This is a genomic window from Fructilactobacillus frigidiflavus, from assembly GCF_044054575.1.
Lineage (GTDB): Bacteria > Bacillota > Bacilli > Lactobacillales > Lactobacillaceae > Fructilactobacillus > Fructilactobacillus frigidiflavus.
Window position 1 is genome coordinate 1,516,930 of sequence record NZ_CP168716.1, and the last position, 23,828, is coordinate 1,540,757.

General features: G+C 37.8%; 29 protein-coding genes. All 29 read right to left on the reverse strand.

The genetic code is table 11. From position 1 onward, the window contains the following. Positions 1 to 5: 5 nt before the first annotated feature. Positions 6 to 4,532, reverse strand: a complete 4,527-nt coding sequence (locus ACEPSS_RS07685) for a phage tail spike protein (RefSeq protein ID WP_395318869.1) — start codon at positions 4,530 to 4,532, stop codon at positions 6 to 8. Continuing rightward, positions 4,529 to 5,263: a distal tail protein Dit gene (locus ACEPSS_RS07690; protein WP_395320534.1), complete on the reverse strand. Its 735-nt coding sequence runs from the start codon at positions 5,261 to 5,263 to the stop codon at positions 4,529 to 4,531. Before ACEPSS_RS07690 ends, ACEPSS_RS07685 begins: the two co-directional genes overlap by 4 nt. A 57-nt stretch (positions 5,264 to 5,320) precedes the next feature. Next, complete coding sequence (locus ACEPSS_RS07695) at positions 5,321 to 9,019, reverse strand: phage tail tape measure protein (protein WP_395318871.1); 3,699 nt, start codon at positions 9,017 to 9,019, stop codon at positions 5,321 to 5,323. Positions 9,020 to 9,021: 2 nt separating this feature from the next. Continuing rightward, positions 9,022 to 9,342, reverse strand: coding sequence for a hypothetical protein (locus tag ACEPSS_RS07700; RefSeq protein WP_395318873.1), 321 nt, complete (start codon positions 9,340 to 9,342; stop codon positions 9,022 to 9,024). A gap of 86 nt (positions 9,343 to 9,428) precedes the next feature. Then, on the reverse strand, positions 9,429 to 9,767 hold the full coding sequence (locus ACEPSS_RS07705; RefSeq protein WP_395318875.1) for a tail assembly chaperone: 339 nt from the start codon (positions 9,765 to 9,767) through the stop codon (positions 9,429 to 9,431). A 67-nt stretch (positions 9,768 to 9,834) separates the two neighbouring features. Further along, positions 9,835 to 10,401, reverse strand: a complete 567-nt coding sequence (locus ACEPSS_RS07710) for a phage major tail protein, TP901-1 family (protein ID WP_395318876.1) — start codon at positions 10,399 to 10,401, stop codon at positions 9,835 to 9,837. A gap of 1 nt (position 10,402) precedes the next feature. Beyond that, a complete protein-coding gene (locus tag ACEPSS_RS07715) occupies positions 10,403 to 10,813 on the reverse strand; it encodes a hypothetical protein (RefSeq protein ID WP_395318878.1) in 411 nt (136 codons plus the stop codon). A 293-nt stretch (positions 10,814 to 11,106) separates the two neighbouring features. After that, the gene (locus ACEPSS_RS07720) at positions 11,107 to 11,772 is read right to left on the reverse strand and encodes a hypothetical protein (protein ID WP_395318880.1); all 666 of its coding nucleotides are present in this window, start codon (positions 11,770 to 11,772) and stop codon (positions 11,107 to 11,109) included. A 104-nt stretch (positions 11,773 to 11,876) separates the two neighbouring features. Beyond that, positions 11,877 to 12,122, reverse strand: coding sequence for an HK97 gp10 family phage protein (locus tag ACEPSS_RS07725; protein ID WP_395318882.1), 246 nt, complete (start codon positions 12,120 to 12,122; stop codon positions 11,877 to 11,879). After that, the gene (locus tag ACEPSS_RS07730; protein ID WP_395318884.1) at positions 12,119 to 12,427 is read right to left on the reverse strand and encodes a hypothetical protein; all 309 of its coding nucleotides are present in this window, start codon (positions 12,425 to 12,427) and stop codon (positions 12,119 to 12,121) included. The genes ACEPSS_RS07725 and ACEPSS_RS07730 overlap by 4 nt, the downstream gene beginning before the upstream one ends. Continuing rightward, positions 12,424 to 12,783, reverse strand: coding sequence for a phage head-tail connector protein (locus ACEPSS_RS07735; protein WP_395318886.1), 360 nt, complete (start codon positions 12,781 to 12,783; stop codon positions 12,424 to 12,426). Before ACEPSS_RS07735 ends, ACEPSS_RS07730 begins: the two co-directional genes overlap by 4 nt. 169 nt (positions 12,784 to 12,952) lie before the next feature. Next, positions 12,953 to 13,777 carry a N4-gp56 family major capsid protein gene (locus ACEPSS_RS07740; protein ID WP_395318888.1) on the reverse strand — a complete coding sequence of 275 codons (825 nt, stop codon included), beginning with the start codon at positions 13,775 to 13,777 and terminating at the stop codon, positions 12,953 to 12,955. A 1-nt stretch (position 13,778) separates the two neighbouring features. Then, positions 13,779 to 14,405 (reverse strand): capsid assembly scaffolding protein Gp46 family protein, encoded by a 627-nt coding sequence (locus tag ACEPSS_RS07745; protein WP_395318890.1) that lies wholly within the window; start codon positions 14,403 to 14,405, stop codon positions 13,779 to 13,781. Between the two features lie 113 nt (positions 14,406 to 14,518). Continuing rightward, complete coding sequence (locus tag ACEPSS_RS07750; RefSeq protein WP_395318892.1) at positions 14,519 to 14,668, reverse strand: hypothetical protein; 150 nt, start codon at positions 14,666 to 14,668, stop codon at positions 14,519 to 14,521. Further along, the gene (locus ACEPSS_RS07755) at positions 14,668 to 16,404 is read right to left on the reverse strand and encodes a minor capsid protein (RefSeq protein WP_395318894.1); all 1,737 of its coding nucleotides are present in this window, start codon (positions 16,402 to 16,404) and stop codon (positions 14,668 to 14,670) included. Before ACEPSS_RS07755 ends, ACEPSS_RS07750 begins: the two co-directional genes overlap by 1 nt. A gap of 2 nt (positions 16,405 to 16,406) precedes the next feature. After that, positions 16,407 to 17,792, reverse strand: coding sequence for a phage portal protein (locus ACEPSS_RS07760; RefSeq protein ID WP_395318895.1), 1,386 nt, complete (start codon positions 17,790 to 17,792; stop codon positions 16,407 to 16,409). A 13-nt stretch (positions 17,793 to 17,805) separates the two neighbouring features. Continuing rightward, on the reverse strand, positions 17,806 to 19,062 hold the full coding sequence (locus ACEPSS_RS07765) for a PBSX family phage terminase large subunit (RefSeq protein WP_395318897.1): 1,257 nt from the start codon (positions 19,060 to 19,062) through the stop codon (positions 17,806 to 17,808). Continuing rightward, positions 19,052 to 19,468: a terminase small subunit gene (locus ACEPSS_RS07770; protein WP_395320536.1), complete on the reverse strand. Its 417-nt coding sequence runs from the start codon at positions 19,466 to 19,468 to the stop codon at positions 19,052 to 19,054. Before ACEPSS_RS07770 ends, ACEPSS_RS07765 begins: the two co-directional genes overlap by 11 nt. 50 nt (positions 19,469 to 19,518) lie before the next feature. Then, a complete protein-coding gene (locus tag ACEPSS_RS07775) occupies positions 19,519 to 20,172 on the reverse strand; it encodes a hypothetical protein (RefSeq protein ID WP_395318899.1) in 654 nt (217 codons plus the stop codon). A gap of 36 nt (positions 20,173 to 20,208) precedes the next feature. Then, complete coding sequence (locus ACEPSS_RS07780; protein WP_395318901.1) at positions 20,209 to 20,373, reverse strand: hypothetical protein; 165 nt, start codon at positions 20,371 to 20,373, stop codon at positions 20,209 to 20,211. Between the two features lie 228 nt (positions 20,374 to 20,601). After that, positions 20,602 to 21,072: an ArpU family phage packaging/lysis transcriptional regulator gene (locus ACEPSS_RS07785; RefSeq protein WP_395318903.1), complete on the reverse strand. Its 471-nt coding sequence runs from the start codon at positions 21,070 to 21,072 to the stop codon at positions 20,602 to 20,604. Positions 21,073 to 21,375: 303 nt separating this feature from the next. Further along, on the reverse strand, positions 21,376 to 21,588 hold the full coding sequence (locus ACEPSS_RS07790; protein WP_395318905.1) for a hypothetical protein: 213 nt from the start codon (positions 21,586 to 21,588) through the stop codon (positions 21,376 to 21,378). Then, complete coding sequence (locus ACEPSS_RS07795; protein WP_395318907.1) at positions 21,581 to 21,871, reverse strand: hypothetical protein; 291 nt, start codon at positions 21,869 to 21,871, stop codon at positions 21,581 to 21,583. Before ACEPSS_RS07795 ends, ACEPSS_RS07790 begins: the two co-directional genes overlap by 8 nt. Then, positions 21,871 to 22,200, reverse strand: coding sequence for a hypothetical protein (locus ACEPSS_RS07800; RefSeq protein ID WP_395318909.1), 330 nt, complete (start codon positions 22,198 to 22,200; stop codon positions 21,871 to 21,873). Before ACEPSS_RS07800 ends, ACEPSS_RS07795 begins: the two co-directional genes overlap by 1 nt. Continuing rightward, positions 22,197 to 22,427, reverse strand: coding sequence for a hypothetical protein (locus tag ACEPSS_RS07805; RefSeq protein WP_395318911.1), 231 nt, complete (start codon positions 22,425 to 22,427; stop codon positions 22,197 to 22,199). Before ACEPSS_RS07805 ends, ACEPSS_RS07800 begins: the two co-directional genes overlap by 4 nt. After that, entirely contained in the window at positions 22,424 to 22,636 is a 213-nt protein-coding gene (locus ACEPSS_RS07810; RefSeq protein WP_395318913.1) for a hypothetical protein, read from the reverse strand. The genes ACEPSS_RS07805 and ACEPSS_RS07810 overlap by 4 nt, the downstream gene beginning before the upstream one ends. Beyond that, a complete protein-coding gene (locus tag ACEPSS_RS07815; protein ID WP_395318914.1) occupies positions 22,633 to 22,845 on the reverse strand; it encodes a hypothetical protein in 213 nt (70 codons plus the stop codon). The genes ACEPSS_RS07810 and ACEPSS_RS07815 overlap by 4 nt, the downstream gene beginning before the upstream one ends. Then, a complete protein-coding gene (locus ACEPSS_RS07820) occupies positions 22,842 to 23,132 on the reverse strand; it encodes a hypothetical protein (protein ID WP_395318916.1) in 291 nt (96 codons plus the stop codon). The genes ACEPSS_RS07815 and ACEPSS_RS07820 overlap by 4 nt, the downstream gene beginning before the upstream one ends. Then, positions 23,113 to 23,817, reverse strand: coding sequence for a putative HNHc nuclease (locus ACEPSS_RS07825; protein WP_395318918.1), 705 nt, complete (start codon positions 23,815 to 23,817; stop codon positions 23,113 to 23,115). The genes ACEPSS_RS07820 and ACEPSS_RS07825 overlap by 20 nt, the downstream gene beginning before the upstream one ends. Between the last annotated feature and the right edge of the window lie 11 nt (positions 23,818 to 23,828).

The window sequence follows — 23,828 nt, forward strand, 5'->3', positions numbered from 1 at the left end:
TCTCCTTAGTTCCAAGTTTGGTTTCTTCCAATACTGTGAATTACTGCATCTAAATCGTAAGTTCCAACAGCAGTTTTTACGTAAACATGATCACCAGCAATATAAAAACCGCATCCGCTTCCCCATGCTGCTCTTAATGCAATTGCATCTTCTCCACCATTGACCTTTGCGTTCTGAAAATTCAAAATACCTTTTCCTAAAGTTTCAAGCTTGCCAGTTCTGACTGAATTGAATACATTAACATTTGCACTTGAAACAAATGAATCAGCTTCGTGGGTTGCAAAAGCATTTTTGTAGTATGCAATTTTCAAATCATAAAGTTTAGTATTGTCATTGTATACTCCCCAACCCATGTAATCTCCAAGAGGGTCAAGATCAAATTGTAAGCCATTAAACCAGTTAGCATTTACCATGCTATTTGCATGAATCCATCCAACTTCTTCATTATTATCTGGATCAGATACCCTAATTCCTGTTTTATTAAATTGAAGAACGTTTTTCCCATTCTCACTAATAGTCAATCCATTAGGGTAGATATGCATTCCAGTTAGGCTATTGTTAAGCCCTACCATGATAGAATTAGCAGCCATTTTATCAGCTGTAATTTGGTTGGACATAATTTGATAACCAGCAATATTCATAACGTCGATTTGGCGACAGTCAATCACACCAGCAGTCAATTTACTTGCACTGAGATTATCGATATTGGCATCTTTGATTGCTGCATTATCAATAACTGTTTGACCAGTTATATGAGTTCGTCTTCCATCAATTAGGACACCTTCATTGCTAATATTAATTTGATTGATTATATCGTTCTTTTGAACACGCATATTAATATTGTCTGACAATTGCGTAATTTGACTTTGGGTTGCCATATCTTCAGGTGCTGGAGACCATGCAGTGGCAAACGTTCCAGCTTCTAACTTAGGAGCTGCGAAGTAAACACTACCTGTAACGTTATTAAAATTACCCCACGCTTCCCAATCTCTACGATTACCGTGAGGATATGTTGGGGGCTGTGCGTTAAAAGTAATCTTTATCTTTGTCCAATAAGCATAAACATGTGTTGCCACTACCGATAACCCACCATTGTATGGATCATAGTATCCAATATTGATATCGCCCTCAGATAAACCACGAACCCAGACACTAGCAGTATAAGGACAATACCATTGCAACCCAGCAGGGTTACTCAATTCAAATCTAGACCAATCTTCAGCATATACATGGGCAGATGGAAAGTTTTCATACATAATATCCCAGTCAACATAAGCATTACCTACAGAGTTCCATCCTTGCCAATCTCTGGAATGTGGCAAAAGATTCGTCCCACCAACTTGAAGTCCATCGACTTTAGCAACAGTTGAACTTATTCCATCAGCAAGCTGATTAGTACGACTATAGAAGTCAGCGCTTGAAACTTTAGTATTAATACTATTATTCAACTGAGTGATTTGTGAATTAGTATTATCACGTAATCCGTTGATATTATTAACGTTTGATTGAATTCCGTTAGCTAACTGGGTGATTTTACTTTCATATTCGGAGTTACCAACTTTAGTGTTAATACTGTCGTTTAACTGAGTAATCTGTGAACTAGTTGCCAAGTCTTCTGGAGCTGGTGACCAATCAGTAGCCATGTTCCCTTCTTCCAACTTTATTCCAGCTACATACAATGCTATTGATGAATCGATTGCTTGCTCAATATCACATCTCAACCCGTTCGGATTTATGTTATCTCCAGCAACAAAAGTTACGTGATACCTTTTCCATTCAGTAGTTAAGTGATTGGTAATCATAGCCCAACTTCTAGGACTATAAAATCTAATGTCACAATCAGCTTCTCCGCTTCCTCTTAGCCATGCACTAACAGTGTATGTTTTACCAGCTTCTAATAGTTTTTCATCAACTGGAAATTGTAAACTAGAATACAATCCCAAGGCCCAAGTTGTTGTAAAATCTTTGAACTGATTGTTGGAGTTTGTTTCAATTCCTGCACCTGAAAAAGAACTATTTACAATAGTGTTAGCAAATGTTTTTGTGTTTTTTAGTAAGTTAGTACCACCAACACTAAGGCTATTTATTTGATTAACATTACTTTGAATGCCATTAGCCAATTGAGTAATTTTACTCTCGTATTCAGCATTACTAACCTTTGTTTGAATGCTGTCACTTAGTTGAGTAATTTGGCTTTGAGTAGCTAAATCATTTGGGCTAGGCGACCAATCAGTAACAACATTTCCAGCTTCTAACTTTGGAGCTGCAAAATAAACAGAGCCACTAACATTTCCCCAATTTCCAAAAGCTTCCCAATCTCTTCTGTTTCCATTTGGATACTCTGGTTTTTTCGCTGTAAATGTTAAATGAATTTGTGTCCAATACGTATAAACATGAGTAGAAACTATTGCGAACCCACCATTGTATGGATCGTAGTATCCAATATTGATATCGCCTTCAGATAAACCACGAACCCAAACACTAGCCGTATACTGACAGTTCCATTGCAATTCTAAACTTGGATTAGTCAACTCTAATCTTGCCCAATCATTATAGACATGAGCAGATGGGAAGTCCTTATACATAACGCCCCAATCTACATAGGCATCAGCAATTGAATTCCAACCTTCCCAAGTTTTTGAATGTGGTAATAGATTTGTCCCACCAACTTGAAGATTGTCAATTTTAGACACAGTGGAAGAAATGCCGTTACTTAGTTGAGTGATTTCTGAATAAAAAGTGTCACTATTTACCTTAGTTTGAATGGCATTATCTAACTGAGTAACTCTTGTATTGAAGTCTGTACTGCTTACTTTAGTCTGAATGGCATTGTCGACTTGTTGAATTGAACTGTGGAAATATGAGCTATCAACTTTAGTAAGTAGTCCATTTTTAGCATCATTTGCAATTGTAATTGCACTATCAGCAGTATTTTTAATGTTGTTTGCTTTACTGTCTACTTCATTTACTTGGTTTTGTAGGTTTACAGCATTCTTATTAGCTGTATCAACATCTGAATTTAAATTACTAATCTTTTTATCATTTTCAATGAGCTTGTCATTGAAATTAGCAATGTTAACGTCGTTTGCGTTCAATCGACTATTGATTGTAGCTTGAGCATTATCTGTATCAGTTCTTAGTTGTTTAACGTCCTCTTCAGCTTGTTCAACTTTATTCTTAATCTGCTCGCCAGTAGTATCATCAATTAAAATTATCCATTGACCGTTTTCATACTTCTTCATTACTACGGTTCCGTCGGGTTGCTTGTCGTACCAGATGTCCCCTTCTTTCGGGTGCGCTGGCTCATTAGAACCCCATTGGATAGTAGTTCCACTATTATCGATTGCGAAGTTAGCTTGGTTACTAGCTTGATCTGCAACATCTCTAGCCTTATAAGCGGCAGATTGAACGCTGCGGTATCTATCAGCTGCAGACTGAACAAGTTTATCTCCCAACGTAATCTTGGAAGCTTTTTCATTCTTTCTGTTCCAGTCAATAGCTACGACACGAGTTTGATACTTAATGTCTAAATCATAGCGGACAATTGCAACAGTTTCGCCCAAATTCAAAAAGCCTACATCTCCAACTGTTGCGCTAAATTGCACAGAAGGAATTGCAGACTTCTTCAAACTTTCCCAAGTTTCTTTTAAAAGATTAGCTGGGTCTTCTTCATTTTCAAATTCGACAATACCAAATCTAGGCGTACCGTCCGAATATCCGAATTCTTTGGTAGCTTGTGGCCACTCTATCCATTCTTGCCCAAGTGGTTTATCCATTGGGTCGCCTTTAGCTTTAGACCATTCAACGTCAGCAAAGGTAATCTTACGGCTATAACCGCCAGTGTCATTGCCTTCATCATCTTGCTCAGCGATACCAGAACCACGACCGATTAAGGCTGTGTAAACATCCGTATCGTTTGACTCTTTGACAATCTCCAAAGCACTTTTTCCATACACGAAACGTTGACCATTGTTACCGCCCATCTGCCAATAAAGATTAACGTATTTTCTGGTAATCTTGTTACCCTCAATGTTAATAAACGGCTGAATTTCAACTGTCCATTCATCTTCAATTTTTTTGATAGCATCAAGATAAGTTAAATAGTAGAAGTTTGTGTCATGAACTTCAGCAGTACTTGAATTCAAAGCAGTATCGACAAAGTCGACGTTCCATCGAGTATTTCCTAAGATTAAATGAACGGCTTGCTCAGCGTTGATGTTATTTGGCCGTTTATCTTTAATGTATCCATAGGCTTTTAAATCATCGTAGAAAGCGTTAACACCTTGGATAGTAATGTCATCATTATTGACTTTGACAACGGTTTTACGGTACATCCACAAGTTATGTTTATTATCACGATCAGGAACGGCAAAGTATCGAACGTCATCTAAATTCAAAGACTTATCAAGTGTGATTGTTCCGTTTAGAACATCCGCTTGGTTAATCTCAAGGGACTGGCTTAAATCTATGATTTTATTATCGGGAACAACTCCGATAACGTTCTCGTTTTTATCAATAAGAAATAAATTCATAGCCTAAACCTCCTGTATTTGATGAGAAAACTTCCATCAACACTAGCTTTAATGTTGTTGGTCATTTCAAAATTTTCAATGTCCGACGCATAGCCGAACCATTCTGCATGATTAGTTCCGTTTAATAAAATCTGTGGTAAGTGCGGTCTAATGACGATTGTGTCTCGAACGTTGACCGTCCCGTCAATAATCATTTCTTGGCCATAATCGTTAGTAATACTAAACCGTCCGACAGTAGCGTTAGGCGTGAATTCAATCTCTTCAATTCTTGCCTTAGCATTAATTGTTTTGCTACCTGTTGATGTTTCAACGGATGAATACTTGAAAGGGTCCGAACACGTAATTGTGAACGAACCCTTAGCCAATAGTTGGCCTTTTTCAGGAGCTTCAAAAGAACTGACAGTTCCTTGATAACTCCATTCTTCATCGTCTTTAAAAGAAAACCAGAACTGTTTATCAAGTAGCAAATTGGTTAAACTGTCCAACTTCTCAATAAATTGTTCTGGCGTTTTTGCGTCCAATACATATTCGACTGTAATTTCTCGAGCTGGAAGATTAGCCCCAATGAACATCTGACCGTCACCACCGCTAATATCGTTGGTATGCAAAGAATAGCCAAGCATTCCACGACCAGAAACAGTCAACGTTTGATACCCAGGTATCAGGTTCTCGATAGAATTATTAAAGTTGGCCAAATACATTGCTTCTGACGGCAACATATCGATTGGCATTTGATTTGTGTTTCTGTTCAAATCATTAAATTGATAATTACTAATTTTAATCGCCTCCTAATATCTAAGTTCTAAGTCTGTGTTTTGGTCTTGCTGCTTACTGATGTCATTAACAAATGCACGATAGTTTTGGTTACCAAGATTAAGGTTAATATTGGCTGGTTGTTGATTGACAGTTAATTCAGCACTTGCTGCTGTGTTAAATTGATGATCTATTGAAGCGTTTGCACTAGCAATGCTATCTGATAAATCAGCAGTGTTGAAGCTCGGTACCATGTCTTTAGTGTTGATATCTGGAATTGCAGCTTGAGCTAATGTGTCACTAGCGTTCTCAACAGCACTGATGTTATCTGTGATACCAAGTGCCATACCTTCACTAATGAAGAAACCAACTTGTTTCTTCATTACACGTGAAGGAGAATGAATACCTAATGCAGACTTAGCGGCATTCAATGCGCTTTTTGCAATATTAGCAGCCGCACTAATAACTGAGCTTGCACCAGCAGCAATACCACGAGCAACTCCGCTAGCGATATTACGACCAACACTTCCAAAGCTGCTGACAAATCCCTTAATAGCATTTAAAGCACCGTTTGCAACATTTCTAGCAGAATTGGAAGACATTCCCATTCCTGCCATAATCCCTTTAGCAAATTGTGAAATCAATTCAGTACCAGAGCTCGTTACTCGACCTAACGTATAGCCAACTCCATAAACGAATTTCATAACTGCAGCTACTGCTTGGTCAGTAATTCTAGGTATAGCACTTGCTAAACCTTGTAAGAATTTTCCGATTAAATCGACTGCAGCGTTAATAACTTTCCCTAGATTATTAGCAATTCCTTCAATGAAACTAACAACAACATCAACACCAGCAGAAATAACGTTTCCTAAATTGCTTGCTATCCCTTCCAAGAAATTAACGATTGCTCTAGTACCTGCTGTAATTAAATCACCAATATTGGCTGCAATACCATTTAAAATAGATACTATAAATTGCACACCTGCAGTTATTAGTTCTGGCATATGTTGGGTTAACCCAGTTAAGAATGTCACGATAACTTGTACAGCACTTGTAATCAGCTGTGGCATATTCTGTGCTATACCTTGAAGAACTGAAACAATGAACTGAATACCAGCTGTAATTAACTGTGGCATTTGTTGAGTTAACGTAGTTAAGAATGTAACTATTACGTTTATAGCAGCTGGAACTATTTGTGGAATTGCTTGTGCAATACCATTTAACAATGAAACTATTAAATCTACACCATCTTGAACGATTTGTGGCATAGCAGAAACGACAGCTGTTGTAAAAGCAGTAAGAATAGCTACAAAGCTTGCAACTACTTGTGGCGCCATAGATACAATAATCGCAGTGAATGCAACTAGTAGATTAGTTAATCCTAAAATAATCGTTGGAGTTGCAGATAATATAGCCTGACTTATTGCCAAAAACATTTGTGAAAATCCCATTACAACAATAGGAGCTAGTGATACAACTGTCGTAGTTAAGGCAGTCATTAATGATGTCATTCCAGCAATAACTCCTGGCACAGCACTTAAAATCATTGTTCCTAGTCCTGAAATTACACTTCCGAATGCTTGTCCAATCTGTGGGGCAGCTGTTTGAAACGCCTGACCAAATGCAACGATTTTAGAAGTGACAATTTGAGCATTACTACCAAACAACGAAACTCCAGCTGTTACTAATGTCAAAGCTGCAATAACAATTCCGACTGGTCCTGAAATAAATGAAAATGCTGAACCTAATAGACTAATTGCTTTTCCAGCAATTCCAGTCTTTCCACCCATATCAACTAATTTACCACCAAGAAGACTAATTAATCCACCAGCTGAACTAATGCCACTAGAAAATACACCACCTAATGAAGTTACAACTCCAACAATTTTTCCAATCAATCCAGACATTGCACCGCCAGTACTACCAGCCGCTTTTGCCATACCTGACATTGAAGTTGAAGCCGCTGCTGATCCAGAACCAATTCCTACCATGTTGGCAATTAATGAAGTAATTAATGACCCAGCAATTTTTAGTGGTAGCCCTATTAATACTGCAGCTGCTGCAAATTTAGCCATTTTTTCTGCTGCATTTTGTACGGGAGCTGGCAACCCATTCCAAACATCAATCAACTTATGAACGATACCTATGACTACATTAATTATTGCAGCCATACCTTTAAATATCGTTTCCCAAGGTACAGAATTAATCGCAGTAGCCAATCCATTCCCAATTGAAGTTGCTAATGTGTCAATTAATCCCTTTGATGTACCAGCTCCAGCAAAAGCACCAAACATCTTTTTTAACCCATTACTTATAGAATCGATAGATGGTCCAAGAATTGATTTGAATACATTTCCAACGCTTGAAATTGCGTTTCTAAATGTTTCAGATTGTTGATAAGCTTTAGCCAAAATCGCTATTAAAGCAGCTATTGCAACTACTCCAGCCGTAAACGGATTTGTCATAAAAGCTTTCAACATTCCAAATCCTTTACCAACATTTGCTAACGAGCTAGATAATGAACCAACTGTCGTTATAACAGTACCAATAACTGGACTCAACCCAATAAAAGCACGAATAGCTTGTGCACCAGCCGAATTAGATTGAATAGCCCAGGCTAAAGCTGAATTTATTAGACTAAGATATCCACTTGAAATCTGTTTAGTTCCCTGCATTGAAGCCATGATTAAATCTTGCCATTTATGGTTAATTTGGGTAAGGCTAGACCCAACGTTTTTCTGCATTTCGCTTGTTTGGTTTTCCAAAAATGCAGTAGAAGTTGCTGAGTCTTTTGAGTCCTTGTCGATTTGCGAGGACATTCCGTCCCATGATTTAGCAGCATTGCCTGTTTCATTTTTAATAGAGTCAAGCAATGGAAGTATTGCTCCCATACCAGCAGTACCGAACAAAGTTTTCAATGCAGCAGCTCGTTCTGCAGGTTTAAGTCCGTCAAGTGCTGTATTAACATCTTTCAAAATGTTAGGGAATGGTTTCATGTTGCCTTGAGCATCGGTAAATGAAAGGCCTAACTCAATCATCTTGTCTCTTGCCTTAGAACTTGGTGCTTGCATTTGTAGAATTGCATGGTTCAAATCTTGCGATGCTTGAGCCGCACTAAAACCATGGTTAGTAAGTAAACCAATCGCAGTAGCTGTATCTTGCATGCTCATACCCATGTTAGAAGCAGAACCACCAACGTTAGCCAACGCATTACTCATGTCAGCCATTGACGCATTAGAAAGGTTAGCAGTATCAACTAAGATTGCTGCCGCTCGTTCTGGTTTCTTAAGTGAGTCTCCCCAAATCGTCATTGCATTTTCAACAGTGCTAGCTGTTACCTTAACGTCTGATCCAGAAGCAATCGCTGCTTTGGCAATTTGCGGAAAGTACGTCTTAATCTTAGAAACATCCGCACCAGCTTGAGCCATTTCAATCATAGCTTCAGCACTTTCTTGAGCAGACACTGGAAGTGTTGCAGATACTCGCTTAGCTACTTCTGATAGGCCGTCAATATCTTTGGCAGTACCACCAGCAGTTACTGCTGCTTGGTTAAGTGCCTTTTCGTAGTTACCAAAAGACTTCAAAGCCATAACACCAAACGCAGTAGTACCAGCACCAACGACAGATAATGTTTTCCCCATTTTTTCAGCAACATTAGACGCATTCTCAAATGCTGAACTAAAGTTCTTATCAACTGCGGACAGTTGCGCCTGGACTGAATAACTTTCTGCCATGTTTAACCTCCTTTCTTGATATGTAGTTCTTCCCATTCTCGTTGCCGTTTAGCGAATAATTCGGCTTGTTTTTCCTTTTTCCCTGACTCGCTTAAAACAACTGGCTTGTAGTTTGGGTCAAACATTTCTTTGATTTCATTCTCTTTCGTCATAGCGTCGAAGAACTTCTCAAATTTGCTATATTTTGGCTTAGGGTTCTTAGCACTACCTGTGGTAGCTTGAACCGTTTGGTTGTACCAGCTTTGCAAAGCTAGGTTCTTTTGAATGTCAACTTGTTTAAGCTGATAAGCTTCTAGCCTTGTGTAATATTCACTGATCGTCATTGTTTCAATCTCGTACATATCTGTTAAACCGAAAAATCGAAGACAATTGACAACCATTTGATGATAAGTTTGCTCGGAAGTTAGTTCTACTTGCCGAGCTTCATCTTTTTTGCTACTAGCTTAGTTGCATTGCTTTCTGTAATTTCTTTGGTTGTTTGAGCGAATACAGCTTCTAAATCAGCGTCTGACTCTAGGTAAGTATCAATTTCATTTCTAGTTAAGCGTGGCTTTTCCGTTGCATTTGCTGCAAAAAGAACGTCAGATAAAGCTGATGGATCATCAGATTGCAAACCTGGCAAAGTAGTAGATAAAGCCATGCCAAACTTCATCCCTTGCATAGTTGCACCTGCGATGTCGTTTAAAGTACGAACAAACTTAATTCCAAATTTAAAGTTGTATTTTTTACCGTTGATAGTTAATTCCATGATTAGTTCTCCTTATTAATAGCCGCCCGCAATGCGTACTGTTCATTTCATAGGCGACCGATGTTAGTTATTTGCCAGCGTCTGGGTTAGTGGTTTCCTTGAATGGAGTACCACCACCATTGTTTGAACCGTCATCTTTTTCAATACCTTTAAAGATGTAGTTCATTTGGTCTTTAGCATCTTGTGGTAGTGAAGTCCATCCGCGTTGTGGTGTTCCTTCAACTGAGAATGATACGTCACGAGTTGAGTTATCGTCTGCATCGTTATCGTTTTCATCTTCGCTAACCGTTGAGCGGAAGTACCAAGCAAAGTATTTGCCGTCTTTAACTCGTTTACGTTTAATAACCCAAACTTCAAGCTTTTCATTGTCAAAAAGTGAGTCGTAGAACATATCTGCAATTGCACTGGTTGAGTCAATGAATTCAACTTCGAAATCAGTTTCAACACTTGCACTGGTTGGGACCATTCCGTCTTTAGTAGCGGTGGTATCTACTTTTTTGCTTGGGTCGAATTTAGCAGTCGTTTGATAAGGCAATAACTTACCAGTTTCATTAGCTGCGTCTTTTAACTTACGGAAGTAAACAACCGTATCAATACCTTGTAGGAATTGAAGTTCTTCTTGTGTTCCTGCCATTTTAATGACCTCCTAATAATCTAAATTCAAGCTCTAACATTCCGTGTTTCAAGATGGAGTTAGGAACGCTTGTGTCGTCTAATAATCTTGTAGTTGATCCAGAATAGTTGAATTGCACACTATAATCGCCAACCTTTTCTAAATTTGCTGCATACAAAAAGAGAGTGTCCATCATATCGGATACTCTCTTTCTTTGTTTTCCATCTCCCCAAATGTGAACAGTCAAGTTTAGAGAACCTTGAATGCTACCAACTGTAGCCATAGGGACAAACTGAACTTCTCCGATATTTACAAACGGATAAGAAGCCTTTTCATTTCCCAACGGCAAGTGGTCATAAGTGGAGTATTTCAACGCCGTTGACGCTTTAAACAACTCATCAAACAACGCTTGGTCTGGTGCTTTATAAATCATAGAACACCTCTATTTCATTAATCTTTCTAACTCGCTAATAAAGATTGGCTTTTGTGATTTATAAGCGGGCCCTACGTGCGGAGTTCCAGCCATAAATCTAGTTCCCCATTCTTGATACCATTTTGTTATCGTACTGGCTTTTTATCCTGTACTTCTTACTGTCACCAGTAAGTTCGGCGTACCTCTTCATCCACATAAGTGGAGCAGGACACTCTTGGAAGAATTATATTTATTCATCTTCTACGCTCTACAATACTAACGTGCCTTTCGCAATCACATTAGTTATCTCGGTATTATCTTTTAACTGGTTCAAACAATTTTGGTGGACGTTTTCCGTCCCTGTTATATCTTGAATTTAACGTTCCATAGTTTATCCCTGTTTTTTCAGACCAGTCTTTTAGTGTTAAAGTTTGACCGTTATAAGTTACCCAAACGGAAGTTGTACGATTATTGGCCTGTTCTTTAACGGTAATCCATGTGCAATTAGAAGGCATATATGGTTTATCAACGTCTATACGTTCAATCGTTAAATTGTCTTTGTAGCCATTAGATATTGACCATTCTTTAAATACTTCAAAAGAATTAAGCCATTCATCGCAAACGAAAATACCACGTCCGCCATAATTTGAATAACGCTTATCATTTTTATCGTAGCAACGTTTTTTCATTCCTTGCCAAATATGAAAAAGCCTTGTTATATGGTTTCGCTTAGCATCACCATGAATAGTTCTATCAAGATTAAAATTATCCTGTTCTATTTTTAGACAGCCACAAGATTTAACGTGTCCGCCTTTCAAACTATCTGAACGAACTACAATCTCATTGCCACAATCACACTTACATAACCAAAATCTTTTTCTGCCAACTTTCTTGTCAGATAAACCAACAACAGTAAGTCTATGGTACTTGTTACCAATTAAATTCTTAATAGTTTTAGGGACTTCAATAGTCTTATTCATAATTACCACCTCAGTAATAATTATACTATGTTCCACATTCGATTGCATGTTATTATTAAAAGACTTTCACCGATTTTGCCCTGTTCTTTTTCACATAAATTGCTTTATGCAGCCGCATATCTGTTTACGGCATAACTCGCGTCAGAAGTAACTTTAGCAGTCATTCCACCATCAAAGTAATTCAAATGAATATTACGACGTAAGAAACCAGTTCTCACTGGAGCATTACGCTGAGCACTATCTTGCATTTGAGCACCGTTTCGCTTAACTACTTGGGCAACCGCTGCAAGGTTCATACGCTTCTTTAGGCCAACTTCTAGTTCGTTTAGTCCTGCAATGTTAACTGTCATTGTTGCTCACCTACAATCAGAGAAGTACCCTTTTGAGTTTGAACAATCGTTTTTAGTGAGTATTTAACGTCACTATCTCCAATTGTTAGATATTCCCAATTCTCAGGAATGTCATTTCTCAATCTAACTGTCTTTGTATTAGTGTTTAAAGCTCCGAACAACTGCATTTGCTGATTAGTCCCAATATCTGTGACGTTTGCATACAACTCTGTTTGTGCATCGCTTCCAGTGTCGTATTCTCCAGTGTCGGGATTGTAAACTTCACCAGACTTGGCGTGGAACGTAACCACATCACTATATCTCATCGTCTGTATGGATTGAGAACGTGCAAAGTACCCAAAGATTTAGATGCAATGTTCTTTTGGGACTTGTAGTCGTCAATATCTGCTGCGAAGTCGTCAAAGTCAGTTGATTGGTAAGTGATTGACTCGCCTTCCTGTGAGTAGTTAGACATTCCTTCATTGTTTAGGCGGTTAAATCGTCTGATAGACACTTCAGTGACGATGTACCCTAATTCATCTGGAATACTGTCACTTTGCTTAAGAGCGAGCTTAACATGCAATGAGGCAGTTGTGTTTTTAATGATTAACTTTAGCAAATCATCCTGATCATCTTTCTTTAAGCCAAGCATAATTTTAACTTCGTCTAAGAACTCAGCCATGCGATCACTCCTTATTTAATCAACGCTAGCAAGTCAGCCTTTAAAGTAACACCATCATGATTGATACCATGATTATCTAAATAAGTAGTGATCTCTTCGACTGTGTTTGCATCAGTTGGTTTAGTATCTTCAACTGGTACTTCTTCGGAACCCCCGTTATCTGACGGGGTTAAGCTTTTGGGTTAACAGTACCCACTACAACATTCTTGTCGTTGTACAAGTAAGCACCATAGTGTTCATCCGCAGTCATACCAGTCAATTTTGCGTAGATGTCACGTGCGGTTTCAACAGTAACGCCACGCTTCAATACTAATTTAAGTGCTGGTTGAGCTGGGTTAACTTTAACAAAGATAGCTTCTGTATCACTCAACTTCTTAGAACGAACGATTTGAACACCTAAAACGTCGAGATAAGTACCACGAACTAATTGGTCAGCTCCAGCTTCTGAACCCATTTTGTTTTTGATTGCATCGGCACGAATTGCGGATGCTGTTTTTGGAGATACAACCATTACAACGGGTGAGTCATCTTCGTCATTGAAAACGTCCACACCTTTTTGAATACCGTCAACTGTTGGGTCAATAGTAACTTTTTGAGTACCATCCTTTGCAGCTTCTAACAAGTCGTTATCAACCTTGTTAGCGATTGCTAAACCTAGTTGTTTAGTGCTTTCACCGACTGGGTCACCAAGTCCACTAAGAACCGCTTCATCGGTAATTTTGGTACCTTTACCAGCCTTTTTGATAGTAACTTGCTTTGTAGTAGTTCCAATCTTATCTGTTGGAATTGCTTCGCCTTCTTTAACGTCTTCGGCATCACCAATGTAAGTAAATGCTGGGAATTTGAGAACGCTACCTGGTTGGCCTTGAAGTGTAGTATCAACGCTTGCTAAAGGCGTGAAGCGTAATGCTTGTTGTAGCTGGTAACTAATGATTGGAGCTACCACTTCTGGATCAATTAAATCTTGTAATTTTGTGAATGTTTCGTCTGCCATTTTACTGACCTCCTGTTAATTTTCTAAAGTTTTCTGGGTTATTTTTAGCAAGTTCAACTCTTTCTGGGTAACTCATATTGTTAAATTCATCAGCTGTAACAGTTTTAACTGCCTTACCTGATGCTGTCGGTGTCTTACCTTTTAAGAATTCTTGCTTTGTATCTGTGCGAATTGAATTAGCAAAGTCGATTAAAGCCTTAGCGTTTGCATAGGTCTTTTCATCATCAGTATTAACAACCATATTAAGCACATCAGAGCCAACGTTGAAGCCAGCTTCCTTGAATACGGCATCCGTCTGTTGAGTGCTTTCAGCAAGTTTCAACTTAGTTTCAAGTTCCTTGATTTGATTGTCCTTTTCGGTGGCCGCCTGTTTAGCTTTCTCATCTTCTGACAATTTAGAAACTGACTTGCCATTCTTAAACTCTTCAAGTTGCTTCTGCGCGTCAGCTAGTTTCTTAGCATAGTCATTTTTTTCTGATTGCTCTTTGCCAATTCGCTTTTGTAACTTTTCCACGATTTTTTCTGCGTCGACTCCTTGACCTTGCTCGTTGTCTTGAGTTTCAGTCTCGGTATTCGTCCCAGTTTCTTTCGTTTCGTCAGTTACGTTTGTCTTTGTTTCGTCATCCATGGATAAACCTCCTAATCACGCATTTAAAGTCTTGGGAGACTGAATAAGTAATGTTCACAGATTGTTCTTTTAAGCCTGCAACACACGGAAAAAGGCATAAAAAAACAGGATAATTAGTAATATATCCCGTCTTTATTGTTTATTTTTTTGTAAAAGTCATTGTATTCATCTTTGGCCCATTGAGGAGCGTTTTTATCAATTACATATTTCATTTGGCTATCGTCATAAGTCCAATAATCAAAGCCTTTAGGTCTTACTAACATTACTTAACCCCTTTCAAATAACTATCAAGCACCTTTTTAAATGTTTTGTTCAGTCCATCACTCTTACTGTTTGTGTAAGCGTTTGAAAACTGTTCAGCAAATAGTTCTTCGGGGGAAGTTTTACCATAATCACTAACAAAACCAAGGTCTTGAATTTGTTTCATTTTTCCACCCATTGATTTATTAGGTATTGCTCCCATGTCTTCTATGACAGAGTCATAAAAACTATTGTAAAAATATTCTTTACGTTGCTGATCATCTTTAACGAGGTCAAATATGCCTCCGTTTTTGTCTAACTCATTCATAAATACTTTATGTGCAACTTCGTGTCCAAATTCATGAACAAATGGTGTCAATTTTGGGTCTGTTGGATTAAACCAACCACTATTAATACTGTCTTGGGCAAATTCTTTAAGTTTATCTAGGCTCTTTGTGTATTTTTGATTAATTCTTATTTTCGTCTCATTACCGTTCATACGTGCTTTGATTGTATCTTCAAGTGACCAGTCAGCAACCGCCTTAGTTTTAATTGCATCCCTTATTTCTTTCAATGAACTTGCTTTGCTTTCGAAAAAGCCTTCGTTTTCGTCAGCGAAGTTATCTATCCAATCAACAAAGTTAGCCATAATTTCGGCTGGCGTGCTTGATGAATTAAAAATGCCGTATTTAGATTTTAAATAATCATTAATGCTAGCGATGTTGTTTCTATCAAAGTTGCTAACGTTAACTGCTTTACTATTAGGCTTCTTAGCCAAGCCTTTTGACTCAAGCTGTGCTTCATCAGGTTCATATGCAGATAAGCTGCAGCGACAATTTGGATGTGCTGGCAAGAATGGCACTTCAGTAGTCGAATAGATACCTTCTCCCATTCCGTCGTTGTTCTCTGAAATGTCCGTGCATATCTGACAAGCGGTTGGCTCTGCTATCCAGTGACAATAGTTAATGTCGTACTTATCAAAGCTAGCAAGTTGAACTTGCGTTTGAACTCTTGCAGACTCTGTCCGTGCAATACGTTCAGCTGCATATCGTGAGCTATTAACTTTGCTGCTAACTAATTTTTTTAGATCACGTGCAATCTCAATCGGAGAAATACCACGAACCATTTGACGAGTAAGTAGGACGTCCAGCTCTGCCTTTAACGATGATTGGTCTTGCCAAATTCTATCACTGAACGTTACGTCACCAGTCTGCGCACTGATTATCTTTGTTAGCTCTTGTAAGTCGGGCTTAGCCTTATCTCTACCAAGAATACCAGATTGTCGTTTGAACTCTTTCAAGGCGTCATCTTTTAGCTTGTCATTGATTTCAGAATTAACGTTGATACCAGCTTGGACAACATCTTCGCCAATTTGAGCTTTTAACATCTCAAGACGATTAATTCTCATGGTAGCGTTATACAATCTCATCCGTTCATTCACTTGGTCAGTGAAGTCTGCGTACTCAACTTTGCCATTGGCTTTGTAAATCTCACGCGCTTGTTTGATTAAGCTCTTAGCTTCAGTTTCAAACTTAGCAATGTCAGCAGCTTTAACTTTAGCCTTAGCGTCGGCCATTGTGTAGCCACTATTCCTAGCAAGACTGAGATACTCATTGTTAATCTTGCTCATGATGTCATCAGCTAGCTTGTTGTAATGTTGCTCAAGTACTTTGTCGAACGCCTTATCATTCTTGATGTTATCATCTATCCATTTACGTTCGTTCTGATCACGTTTAGCCCAGTAATCATCATTCTTCATAGCTAATCACCTTGGTCGCTAATGTTTCCTGCTGCCTTTTTGGCATTCTCAACCTCATCAATGTGTTCATCCGCCATGCGTTGAATTTCCTTTTTCGGGTCATCAACGAACGATAAAGTCCCAAGTTGAGTTTCCTTGCTGACGATACCTTCAAGCGAACGAGCTGTGCTAGCTTCATCAGAAACGTTGACTGGCAAGTTTTGATAGAACTTAAATGATAAGTCCTTCCAAGCGTCAACGTGGTCATTCTTGAGAATTGTATCAACGCTGAAAATAGTCTTAAATAACTGACGCATTGACTGTGTAAATTTACGCTCTTTGTTAACGGCCATGTTCTGCATTGGTAGCAACTTGTATTTCAATGCCACACCCGAACTGTTACCAGCGAACGCTTGATCGTTTAGATTTGAAACCATTGATATTTGATAAATTAGGTTAGTCAATCTATCAATCAAGTGTTCTTGCATGTTGTCACCGTCAGGCTTTTCAATGAACTTAACGTCTGCGTCTTGTGCGCTTGCTTCTGGAGAATAGAATACTTGGTTTCCGTCAAGATTAAATTGTGGGTTGCCGTCTTCATCAGTTGGTAGCTCTAGTCCCGTAATTGACAAGTATGAATTATCAAAGTATTCATTCTGGTTAGCCTTTTGACTCAATGCGTTATCTAATGCGTCGTTAAGGCTCTTGATATCGTTGATTAGTCCTTGTTTGTAAACATTAGAACTGAATTCAACAGCTGGCACTGTATTAAATGGATTAATCAGAGTATTGCTATCATCAAGTTTGTATGAACTATCAAAATTGAACTGATAGTCTGCAAAGTAAATAGTCCCATTGACTTCAGCGCTGTTATTAAATGAATATCTAACATACGCAATCGGGTTCATTTCTACTGTGTCATCGTAAATCATGAATGAAGTTTCAGGACTTGTATAAGTAACCTTAGTATTGCTGTTCTCATCTTGGTAAACAAATGCAATTGAACGTCCATAGATGTCACATTGCCGACTAATTTCGCTTAGCTTATCTGCAAATGAGTTGGAACCTATCCAATTTTGGAGTTCTTCATTATCTTTCTCATCGTTAAGCGTAATGTTGGGCGGAACCCCGATAAAATAGCCGTTGAACGTTTCTACAACGTACTTGGTAAGATTAGCCATTAATCGGTTATCAGGTCTTAAACCGCCTTTTCTTGGCTCTTCAAAGATTGGATGTTGACCAAGATATTCTTTTCTTAACTCAAGATACTTAGGCTTCATCGTGTCGTTGTGGTAATTGACAAAGTTTTCTAAATCATCCGCTGTCATCGCCTTGTCTTTTGGATAAATGAAACTGCCGTTATCGCTAATCTGACAATCGCCATTTAGTAATGTAACGCTTTCTGTCATGTTCTCACTCCCTTTAAATAAAGTTATTCTTGAATATCATCGCTTTAGGTGTCCCGTGTCCATTGATTGGGTCTAATGCGTATCTGCAAGCGTCAATACAGTGGTTGTACGAGTCGACTGGGTAGTTGGTATATTCGTTCGTTTGCTTGTCTTTTTTGTATGTGTAATTCTCAAGCTCTTCAATCAGTTTCACGCATCTATCGTCAACCACAAACTTAAACTGGTTCATGAATGCGATACCTTGCACGATTGAGTCTGGACCTTTCAATGCTGGCTTAATTCGATAAACTCCATCACGTCTAATCTCAGCAATTGATTTCTTTTCTGCTGCGTCGGCAGTGATTACTTCTTTGGCATATCTCATTTGTTTAATCATTTTGGCGATATCGTCGTTTAGCATATGTTGCTTAACATACTCTTCAACGAAGTAGATAACCTTGTTCTTCACGTCCACCTTTAAGTGCATAAATGCGGATGGATCATTAGTGAAACCGAAATCAAGGCCGAAGTAACTCGGCAATCTAACCATTTCAGGAGTATCAAGATTAAGCCGTCGCTTTTCATAGCGTGGGAATACGAGCTTATCCAGCGTTGCAAACTCGCCTAGTGCATAAATGCGATAGTAGGCTGGGTTCGTTTGCTCTAACTGTTGAATAGTCTTGCGTGTCCGTTCGTCAAGGAAACGGTTATCTCTGTAAGTAGAATGGATAATCTTAACGTCAGCTTGCTTTTTCTCAAAGAAATGCTTATACACCCAGTTAAGCTTGCTAACGGGGTTAAACATCAAGAATAGTTGCTTATCTTTATGTTTCCGTTCCCGTAAACGCAAAGTAAGCTGCGTATAGTCTTCAAGGTTAAACTCCGTTGCTTCTTCCATGACTACGTCTGATAGTCCTTTAACCGACTTTATTTTTTCTGGATCATCTAAACCAGAGAACAAAAAAACAGCCCCGTTAGGAAGCTGTATCTCGTAGTTTGATTTATTCACTTTGCAGAGTGGTAGTAGTCCGAAATCACTTAGGCATGATTGAACGTCAGCAAAGATTGACTCTTTAACCGTTGCCCCAACCTTACGCAGCCAAAGTATCTTCCGTGGATACTTCCATCGTTTGCAAGCTTTGAGAATAACCTTTTGCACAACGCCGTGTGACTTACCAGATGACGCTCCGCCATAGTAGACTTCGGTAAATGTCTTGTAGTCGAACAAGCTTTTTTCAAATTGTTCATTAAACACTTTATCGGGATGTGGGAACTCCAACTCAATCGCCATTAGTATCGCCACCAACCACAATCTTAATGTCGGATGAGTTGATATCAACCACGTCTTTCCAAAGAGAGTATCGCTTACCAATTAGTTCAGCGGCTTTAATTCTATCCTTTGTGCTAGTCGGAACTTCGAATGCTTTCCCGTTACCCGAAACGATTGTTTCAGTGACGTTGCCCCGCATAACATCGGTTAAAAGCTCAAGGACTTCTTTTTGACCAGCAATCTTATCATCTGCAATCTGTTTCATCTTCTCATCAATATAAGATTTTATATTAGGTTTTAATAAGTTTTCAGCACCAATAACTGCAGCCGTCTTTTCGCTATAACCAGCATTAAGTGCTGACTTAGCAGCGTTACCAGTCTCAATATAATTGTCAGCAAACTTCTGTTGTTTAGCCGTTAATTTGATATCATTCACCCCCTTTAATTTTATGTAATAAAAAAGAACTCCTGCGAGTTCTACTTAAGAATTTTAGTACAAACGAAAATAATATAATTTTTCAAAGTAATCAAATCATCTTCGAATGTCACTAAATTGTTTTTTGTTTTTTGCAATTCTTTAGAAGTTGGATTTTGTATGTTTAAACGGTTATTAATTGCTTTGCAATATAGATCATTAAATTGCTCTTTATATTCTTTATTTTCGTTATAGTAAGTTAGAATTGAATAAAAATTGTTGTTTAAATAACTCATGGATTTAGAAAATCTATTGTCAAACTCAGTAATTTTATTTTTTAAATCGTCTACACTTGTGTAAGATAATTGATACTCTATCTCAACTAATTCATCTGCATAAGCACCGATTTGATTAGCGATATCAAATAATTGTTTGTAGTTTTCAACATTTATTGCTGATTCAAAAGAATTTTTTCTTTCTTCCCGTAGTTGATAGTCCAATTGTAATCCTGCTAAAACTAATGAAAACATAACAACGGAGCTACCAATTAGCGAACCAGCAAAAGATAATTTATCATTATTAGTTGGATTTCCGTAAGCAAACAGTGCCATTCCTAAAGATGAAGAACAAACAAGTGAAATAATAGATAAAAAAGCAGCAATTACAAGCAAATTTGTCTTCCGAATCTTTTTAAAAAACTTCCATAATCTTTTCAATATAATCACTCCCTTAAGAATAATTATATCGTACTTTTAATTGCCACTAATTGCACAAACTAGCATAAGAAGCATAACCGATACATTCATAGCAAACATCCCATAATCATTAGCGCGAAAATCAGACACAACACATACAAAATTTGCAAAAGCTAAAATATAGTAAAAATATTCCCATTTCATTTTCTTTCTACTTTTCATACAAAAAAGACACCCCAGCGGATGTCCCTATATAACGAGTGGCGGATTCGAACCGCCCCATTAGTCCTAACTATACTCGCTACCATTTTAATTGGAGTGTGCATCAATTCGTCAATAGAATACTTGAAAGCGTAAAGCAAAGAACTATCTCAAATCTTCCACACTACAATTATCACACATCGCAATACCTATCGCGCACCGATAAAACTCCGACAAAACTCCGATTTTTTAATCATCGTAAACGGTTAAGTCGACATCGTACACGTCTAATGCACAAGCAAAGTTAATTAGCGCTAAGTTCTTTAAATCATGATACCTTGACTGGCTGTATCCAATTTCTTGGGCAATCTTCCAGTCTTCTCTGCCTTCGAGATACACAGCATTAAGAATGTAACCTTGAAGTTTATTCATACCCTTAAGTGTTGAAAATACTTCTCTTACATCTTTTTGACGCTGTAGCATTAATACATACTTATTCTCATTTGAATTGCCATATGCACCACCTGACGGCATGTCAGAGATTGACGGAGACTGGATACTTAATGAACTAATTCTTGCTTGCGTCATCATTCTAGGTAGTTGCTTTTTAAAAAAGTTTTTGGCGTTCTTGATCGTTTTCTTTTCGTCGACTTCTGGGAATAGTTGCATAATGACCTCCGTTAAAATGGTATAATGACAATATCTGCTGACGTCTGCCATTTAATGGTGGGCTTTTTTTATGCAATTAATTATCCACCCATATGCTAGGCAAAGTCGGATTCCAACCATAAGTGACTGCACAAGTCATGAAGAATAATGACATTAAAAATAAGATAATAAGAAATAGAAAAAATAATAAATCGGTTTTTAAAAATTCCCATGTTCTCATGTCGTCATAAATTTCTGTGATCGTGATAATAATGCCAAGAATACAAGTAAATATAAGCAGTCCGTCACCAAGCAAAACTACCCAAATCACTAAAAACCTTACCGTCAGATAAAAATTAATTAATGCTGTCATAACTAATCACTCAACTTCCTTGCACAAACTGGGCAAACTTTTATCTTATACCCAACTGCGTAATCCTTTTTATTAACTTCAAGCTTGTTGTTAACTGGATTAATTGCGAAATTATTCGAATAGTCAGGACTTTCGCCATCCGCAAGCAACATTAAAATTGGCTGCTTAATGTTACTTCTGTCGTGGCAAAAATTACATAGCATTTGTTTAGTCATCTTTTACCTCGTATCCGTACATAATCGCAGTGAAAACATCATCCACATTAACAAATAACCATATATATCTGTCGTTCAATTCTTTTAGCGAACTAACATAAAAATCTTTTTTAACTTTTTCTGGATTTTGTTCATAATCTTTATATGCTTGCTTCATAGCATTTGTTAACTGCATAAAAGTATCGTATGCGGGGAAAATATCAAAGGCACCGTCTTCCATAACTTGAAGATATTTAGCAACCCAATCTGGAATTACTGGCAATTCAATTTCTTTTTTAGTCATTAATATTCCCCCTCGCTTTTAGTTCCACTTTCAATAGCAGCAACTTCACTAAAGGGAATATTGATAACCGTTCCATTGCTAAAACGTAAATAGATACCTTCTTCTAAATGTGAATCATCAATAGCTAATAACTTAGCCAATGGAGCTTTACTCGTATATCTGTATTCAAAATGTGATCTAAATTTACTTAGCTTCATACCCAAATAAATAAATTTAGCATCGTATTCATCAGAACTTAAACCGTGTTTCAAAGTTAATGAAACAGTTTGTGGTCTAAATATTTTTTTGATTGGTTCTTTCATAGATTTTTCTGCTACTTCGTCCATCATTTTCCCTCCAAGCACATATCAACAATTTTCTTGTATTTCCCTTTCAACATTTTAGTTGGAACGGCTATTCCTGCATCTTGGAAAGCCTTTACGAAAAATAAAATACCTGCCTGTACTAATGCGTCGGAAAAATCTCTTACTTCTTCAAGAGACTTTGGTTTTTCTAACAATTCTAATTGTGGAGTGATTTTATCCACATCAGTATCAATAGTTACTCTGATTTTCATTTCTTATCTCCTTTGATGCTTGAATAAGCAAGTACATATAACAGCAAAACTAAAAACGAAGCTAATATTATTGACTGTACATTTCTACCAAACATATTTTTAATAAAGTCTGCTACCAAATCAAACACAAAATATAATCCAACCCATAACACTACATAAAATGCTGCTAAAATTGATGGTTTTTTAATAAAACTTTTTAATTTTTTCATTTCTTACTCCTAAAATAATCTTCCAACTGTTCAACGATTTCTTGCTGGTTAGCAATCATAACTCCGTCAACGCACTTCGTCTTAGTAGCCAAACATCCAACTACTTTCTGACCGTCAACTCTGTGATAGACAACGTATCTAATCCGTGACTTTTTCATCACAATTTCTTTGCCACTAGTTAACTTGATTTTGATAAATTTATTTTTCATTTTGTTTCACCGCTGCTGCCTTCCCGATGCCAACGCAATAAAACATTACAAAATCTTTTCATATATTTCTGTTGTTGAACATCTGTTTCAGACATAGATATAAGCAGGTCTACTATCATCCGCTGCCCACGTTCAGTAATAATGAAGTCGCCATGACCATTAGAATTTGTGGTTGGTGTAAGCTCTTTTTCAATTCCTGCAATAGGCGTGATTTGTCTGACATAAGCGACAAATTCTTTTGGCTTCATGCCAAGCTTCAGAACTTGATTAATTTCTGTTACTAACATCTTGCTTCTCCAATTCTCTTTTATTAGTTAAATTCAATTTTTCAATCAGCTCTTTGTCGAGTCTGATCGGTTTAATCTGGTACTTCTGAGCAAATGAAACAATCCCAATGTTATGTCGCTCTTGGTGGTGAAGTCGACATAAGCTCCACGCTTCCATTCCAGTTTGATTAATAGTCCTTCTGTTCCGCCCAGCTCCGATTGCTTTGAAATGGTCGATGTCTGCTCCAGGGCGGCCACAGATAATGCACGTTCTGTTTTCAACGCAACGTCTGACTAGTCCATAGTTCCCTTGTATCTCGTCAAAAACCTTTGTCTTGAAAGGTATCTCGTTAGCTACAAGAAAATCGATAATAAACGTCATGAACTCATTAGCCAAACTAACTGAGCAGTCGGCCAAACTGAAGTTTTTCGGATGTCTCATTGTTTCAACAAAATCAGACTTCATCAGATACTTGCAATCATCAGGCCAATATCCCGTGTAATCTGACATATCATGCAGCAACGCATAAATTTTATGTCGTTGTTCAACAGTAATAGTCCGACCGTCATTAATAAACACTTCAATCTGTGCCCGTTTTCCCGCTGAGAAACGTTTCAACATATCCATATCTATTTCATCACTCAGTTCAACAGTTACTTTAGAGCCGTTAATACTGACTAATTTACCTGTTAGACTTTTTGCCATTTTCGTACCAC